An 876-nucleotide genomic window follows, 5' to 3' on the forward strand; every position below is an offset into this window, starting at 1 on the left:
CCAGTAGATCAGCGCCTGGCCGGCATCGGACGTGCGCACGGCCTCGACCGAACCGATGACGATGGAATGCGTGCCGCGATCGATCATTTCATCGAGGCTGCAGTCGAATGCGGCCACCGCATCCGAAAGCAGCAAAGCTCCGGTCTTGAGCGTCACCCATTCGGCGCCCTCATAGCGGTCCTTGCCCTTGATGCCGCCGAAGCCGGAGAACCGCTCGGCCACGCGCTGATGCTGGGGGCCAAGCGAGTTGACGCCGAAATGCCGGTAGCGTTCGATCACCGGCCAGGTCGACGATGACCGGTTGACACAGGCGATCACCTTGGGCGGCTCGGCCGACAGCGAGACGACCGAAATGACCACCAGACCGGAGCGATCCTCGCCGGTGCCGGCGGTGATGACGCTAACATTGCCGACGATCAGCCGCATCGCGGCGCGAAAATCAGCTACATCGACGGCAGTCCCCTCGGATGTCTTCGGTTCGGTCATGGCTTGCTCCAGAGCACGATTCCAAAAAGGGAAAGGTCCTCGGAAAAGACCACGCTCAAACAAGAAGATAAAGCAGATCTGGATACAAATTCAGGTGAGATCGGCTCCAGGCGCGAAGGCAGTTCGGATCCCCTGCGACCGCTCACGCCTTCTGGCTTTGTGCCCTGGTGGTGATGAACACGCCGGCAGTGATGATGAGCGCGCCTGCCCAGGTCAGCAGTTGATAGTGCTCGCCGAGGAAGAGGGTTCCGGCAAACAGGCCGACGGCCGCCGCCACATAACCGATCTGGCTGAGATAGACCGGACCGCCGACCGCCTGCAGCCGGAAGAAGAACGCGAACATCGCCGATGCCGACGCAACCTGCGCGACGACGACCAGCGGCACGCCGC

General features: G+C 62.6%; 1 protein-coding gene and 1 pseudogene. Both read right to left on the minus strand.

Annotated elements, in window-relative coordinates; all coding sequences use genetic code 11:
• Positions 1 to 486: flavin reductase family protein (locus tag EN969_RS14395; RefSeq protein ID WP_164758254.1), on the minus strand; the 486-nt coding region annotated here is incomplete at its 3' end.
• 142 nt (positions 487 to 628) lie between these two features.
• Positions 629 to 876 (minus strand): annotated as a pseudogene (locus tag EN969_RS14400) (EamA/RhaT family transporter); the annotation flags it as partial.

The organism is Mesorhizobium sp. M7A.F.Ca.CA.003.01.2.1, from assembly GCF_003998945.1.
Classification (GTDB): Bacteria; Pseudomonadota; Alphaproteobacteria; order Rhizobiales; family Rhizobiaceae; genus Mesorhizobium; species Mesorhizobium ciceri.